The following is a 4822-nucleotide window of genomic DNA, read 5'->3' as shown; positions in this document are numbered from 1 at the left end:
TCCGACGTCAACGCTGCATGTTGGCAGCGCCGCTCGTGCCCGATCCGAAAAGCGCTGCGCCGGAGAGTGACTAAACCTCGTCACCATCGAGGAGGACGGCGCGGGGACTGCGCGTGACGACGTCGGTCATGGATCGGGTTCCTTCTGGTCGCGGTAGACCAAGAAGCCGAGGCGGAGTACTGCCTTTGGGTGAGCGGATCTCCAGCCTGGCGGAGCCAGCACCAAGCAGGCCGTGGCCATGATGTGGCGTAGGCGTGCTCTACCACTGCCCCAGCGGCCGCTGCCTCCTCAAGTGTTGGATAAATCGTGCCACTTCGTCCAATCGCCGGGCTTGCGGTTGCCCCGCCTGGGGTTGCGGTCTTTGGCCGCCCCGAAGGCGACCGCCGCCACCAGTCCGGCAAGTGAGGCCCACGTACCGAGGATCCTCGGTCGCCCCGAAGGGTGACCGACACCCGAGGGCGTCCTGGACATCGAGCTGCTGGTATCCGGCGTTGCGATCCTCGGCCGGACCGAGGGGCGGCCGCCATGCTGGTTGGCCAGCACGGTCACTGAAGATCCACCATCTTGAAGTTGCTGGTCACGGGGCTGGTATGAGTCGTTGATCGCGTACTCGTGCTGGTCGAGGGGGCTTGCCGGAGCTCAAGATCGTCTGCCTTGTCGGCGATCACGGATCTGCGGATTGCCTGGCGTACGCGAACACCCTGAAAGCTTATAGGTGCACAACATCGCGAAGGACTCCGAGACTGGTCCGGCACGCCTTCCGCATGGCGTGCCGACCTTGTCCGCAATAGCCGTGAGCGAAACGAAAGGGAATTGCATGCGAGTTGTACGAACGGTGGCGAGATCGTCAGCCATCATCACCGCTGTTCTCGGGCTGAGTCTGGCGACCGCCGGGGCCGCCTCAGCCGCCGACGGCAACTGGGCCCATTACGGCAACAAAAATCCGATCACCTCTAGCTCCAGTACGTGGCGTTGTGGCCCCACCGAAACGGTTGAACTTCGCGTGGTCGCGCAGGTCTGCGCGATCAGGTCGGCGAGCGGGGCCTCCGTACAGGGGGCGGTGATCGTGCGCAATAACCGAGACACTTCCTACAACATCGACGCATGGGTGCGCGTGCGGAACTCATATGTAGGCAGTATCGCGGGTACCTGGGATTGCAAGACCACGGGAGTCGCGGCGAACTCGTGGTCGGTGTGCTTCGGGGAAACCCTCGCCAAGCTCGGCTCGGTGTATGCGGCAGGATACGCCGGTGTTGAATCCCTCGAGCAATCGCCGGATGTCTGAGCCTGAGTGCGCCAAAGCGGCACGAATCGGGCTGGTTTCCCAGTGAGATCGTTTCATCCTGAAGTTGCTGGTCACGGGGCTGGTACGGCCGATCACGGTGGTGCTCGTGCTGGTCGGTGGCGTGATCGGTAGCAGGTGATCGTCTGTCGTGGGGCGATTCGCCGGAACTGCGGGCGATGGGCCTGCGGGCCGCCTACTGTCCTCAAAATCAAGGCAGTTCGCGGGACGGGAGGGATCGTCGGGTGGCCGAGGTGCTGACGTGGGTGATCCAGCGGCGGGTCGTGCTGGCCGACCGGATGGAGCACTCGCGCAAGGAACTCGCGGAGACGGAAGCCGAGGTGGCCCGGCTGGAGGCCGCGGAGGTCGTGATCGGCCAGTTCATCGAGGCCGAACGCGTGGGCGAGGCGGACGATCCGGTCATGGACGCGGAGTTCGAGCGGGTCACCACCGCACCCGGGTCGGGCGGGATGCGGCTGGTCCCGGATCGTGCGGACGGGATGGATGTGGCCGCGTTGCCCGAGGACTATCAGGCGATCATGCGGCTGGTGGCGGAGAGTGCCGGGCCGGCCCAGGCCGGTCAGGTGAGCGAGGCGCTCGGCAGGGGCACGTTGCCCGCACAGGTCGAGGCGGTCCGCGCGAAGCTGAAGCGGCTCGCGGAGCGGGGCTGGCTGTACCGCACCCCGGGCGACCGGTTCACGTCCCTCGACGACACCCTGGGGTGATCGAGAACACGCGTAACTCACAGGCCCCCGACGGCAGTTGGGGTGTCCATGCCGAGAACTCCACTGTCGCTGAGCGCCCGGACCCGCTTGCCTACCAGTGCCGCCTGCCGCTGTCGAGTACGACCTTGGACATGGTCGCGAACCTGGTCCGTTCCCATCTGAAGAAGATCGGCTCGCGGTGGCGCAAGCTGTCGCCGGGCCGCATCGCCCTGATCGTGCTGGCCGTGCTCCGTCACGACCAGCGGCTCGCCGACATGGCCGACGCCTACCAGGTCTCCGCCTCGACCGTGCGCCGTTGGCTGCTGGAGGTGATCCACCTCCTGGCCACCCGCGCCGAGCGCCTGGACCGCGCCCTGAACAAGCTCGCCCGGCGGGGCGGGGCCGTCGTGCTGATCGACGGCATGCTGATACCCACCCGGCGCCGCACCGGGGCCGACAACCGCCCCAACTACTCGGGCAAACGCAAGATGCACGGTCTGCACGTCCTCGCCCTCACCGACGAGAAGGGCAATCTGATCTGGGTCTCGGCCGCCCGGCGCGGCCGCACCCACGACGTCACCGCGGCCCGGCACGACCACATCACCGCCCACCTGCGCGCAGCCGGACTCGGTGCGATCGCCGACCTCGGCTTCCTCGGCCTGGACGACGACCCTGACAACCCGGTGATCATCACCGGCTACCGGGCCGCCCGCGGCCGACGCCTGAGTGCCGCGCAGAAGGAAGCGAACAAGCTCGTCGCCCGCGAACGCGCGGCGAACGAGCACGCGTTCGGCGACTTGAAGAACTGGCGGGTGCTCACCAAGCTCCGCTTGGGCGCCCGTCACGCCACCGCGCTGCTGCGGGCCCTGCTCGTGCTCACACGCACCGAAGTCTCCCGCTGACAGACGATCACCCGCTCCCGATCATCTCGTCGACCAGCACGAGCACCACCGTGATCGGCCACACCAGCCCCGGTGACCAGCAGCTTTTCAGGATGAAACGATCTCAATGACTGCCGGCCGCCGCCTCGTCATCAGCGACTTCAGCGCTAGTTGTCGCCGCCACTCCCACACCAGACCATGCCTCACGAACAGCGTGTTCTTCCTGGCTGTCGTCGCCGTAGCGGGTGCGGGCAGCAGTGAGTGTGAGCCGGGCCCAGTCTACGAACTGCAAGCCGTCCCGCATTCCGTCGCTGGTCAGCGCATCCCACCAAATCTGCCCGGCACGTTCCCATGCCTGGCCGCCAAGACGTGCGGCAAGGAGATAGAAGGCATGACTAGGGATACCAGAGTTGGTATGGATGCCGCCGTTGTCGCGATCGGTGACGACATAGTCATCCATGTGCGCGGTCTGCGGGTCCTTGCCCAGGACGTTGTCGTCGTACGCGGTGCCCGGTGCCTTCAGGGAGCGCAACCCTGCTCCCTGGCGCCCCGGAGCAAGCAGTCCGGCGCCCATGATCCAGTCCGCTTCGTCGGTGCTCTGCCCGAGAGACCACTGCTTAATGAGCGAGCCGAAAACCTCGCTGATCGAAGCGCTGAGGGCTCCCGTCTGTCCCTGGTACGGAATGAAGTGGAGCATCTCCTCAATGCCGCGCGTGGCTTCTGCTCCGACGACCTCCAGGCACTGGCTGAAGCGCTGGAACACACCGCCATCGCCGTCACCCAAGAACAACGATGCGCCATCCCACCAGCTGTTGGGAAATTTGTCGCCGTAGTGCACGACCGCCGCAAGCGGTCGGCCGTGGTAAGGGAATCGGGCTCGGCCGTACACCTCCTGGAAGAACCGGCGGGTGGTCATCAACGCTTCGTACGTCTCATCCACCATTGGGTCGCCCACCGGTGGCATGCCGGTGTAACGGACGACTGGGAGCTCTGAGGTCTTCTCGCTGTGCCCTGCATCGAAGATGACCAGGTCTGGCGCGGATACTGCGCCGGATAGCGGCTGGGGACCATCCTCGGTGAGGATGACGCCGGCGCCAATCAGGCCGCGTTCTTGCAGCCCGTCCTGTGTCAGCCGTTCCAAAACTGGCAGCGAGATGAGTCCGGTCTGGGCGAGAGGGTGCGAGGCGGGCGCTGAGGGACGGGAGCGCTCAAGGCGGCGGGTCCAGTCTTTGATCTGCCGGGAGGGAACCTGCGCGATGGCTCCGACCTCCTGGATAGCCTCGACCAGACGGCTAGCTTCGCGAGCCAGCCATTCCTCACGTTCGGCAGCGGAGAGAGCACCCTCCGCGATGAAGGGGGCGAGCTCCAAAGCCTCGTATCCTCGATGCACCGTCTCGAACGAAGCACCGCTCCGGCGCCGGGCCAGGACGGTGCTGTGTGCGTCCCAAGCGGCCCGCGAGAGGTTGGGGGCCACCCAGTGGCCCGTCTGCCGAAAGTAGGCGACGGCTACGCTGTCCCGCGTCAACTCGGCGTAGATCAGCCGAGCCGCAGTCCGGACGCTCGTTCTCGTCCGCCATAAGCCGGCGCCGCCCGTGACGGCGCCGCCGCCCAAAGTGCCAACGAGAGCCGCAAGGAGCGCACTGTCCATGGCGGCATCGTGGCCGCTTGGAGATGGAACGCGCTAGTAGTGCGTCATTTCGGCGCCCGTGACGCATCGCTTCGCGCCCTTGCCTCGATTGGCCAACTAACGCTGAGTGTCCTGTGTCAGCGATTCCTAATGCCGTTTGTCAAGCCGCGAGGGCCGTCGGCGGCGTGAGCTCGTAGCACCGTCCGTCGCGCAGGAGGGCCCAGAGGATGTTGACGCGGTGACGGGCCAGCGCGAGGACAGCTTGGGTGTGCCGCTTGCCCTCGGCTCGTTTGCGGTCGTAGAACCGGCGGGACTCGTCGCAGTGCCG

General features: G+C 66.3%; 4 protein-coding genes and 1 pseudogene. 3 read left to right on the top strand and 2 right to left on the bottom strand.

Going from position 1 to position 4822, the window contains the following annotated elements; genetic code table 11:
- The first annotated feature begins 715 nt into the window (after positions 1 to 715).
- The 3 genes from ADL12_RS54070 to ADL12_RS19710 all read left to right on the top strand — a co-directional run bounded on the left by ADL12_RS54070 (position 716) and on the right by ADL12_RS19710 (position 2888).
- A complete protein-coding gene (locus ADL12_RS54070; RefSeq protein WP_159053212.1) occupies positions 716 to 1285 on the top strand; it encodes a hypothetical protein in 570 nt (189 codons plus the stop codon).
- A 242-nt stretch (positions 1286 to 1527) separates the two neighbouring features.
- Positions 1528 to 2007, top strand: coding sequence for a hypothetical protein (locus tag ADL12_RS19715; RefSeq protein WP_062703990.1), 480 nt, complete (start codon positions 1528 to 1530; stop codon positions 2005 to 2007).
- The gene (locus ADL12_RS19710) at positions 2004 to 2888 is read left to right on the top strand and encodes a transposase family protein (RefSeq protein WP_244187953.1); all 885 of its coding nucleotides are present in this window, start codon (positions 2004 to 2006) and stop codon (positions 2886 to 2888) included. The genes ADL12_RS19715 and ADL12_RS19710 overlap by 4 nt, the downstream gene beginning before the upstream one ends.
- A 103-nt stretch (positions 2889 to 2991) precedes the next feature.
- Here ADL12_RS19710 and ADL12_RS19705 read toward each other — a convergent pair whose 3' ends face one another.
- Positions 2992 to 4236, bottom strand: a complete 1245-nt coding sequence (locus ADL12_RS19705) for a M4 family metallopeptidase (RefSeq protein WP_159053211.1) — start codon at positions 4234 to 4236, stop codon at positions 2992 to 2994.
- Between the two features lie 418 nt (positions 4237 to 4654).
- Positions 4655 to 4822: pseudogene (locus ADL12_RS52795) on the bottom strand (IS110 family transposase); the annotation flags it as partial.

It is taken from the genome of Streptomyces regalis (assembly GCF_001509475.1).
Classification (GTDB): Bacteria; Actinomycetota; Actinomycetes; order Streptomycetales; family Streptomycetaceae; genus Streptomyces; species Streptomyces regalis.
Note: the sequence above shows the minus strand (reverse complement) of the source record. Positions and strands in the feature narration are given on the sequence as shown.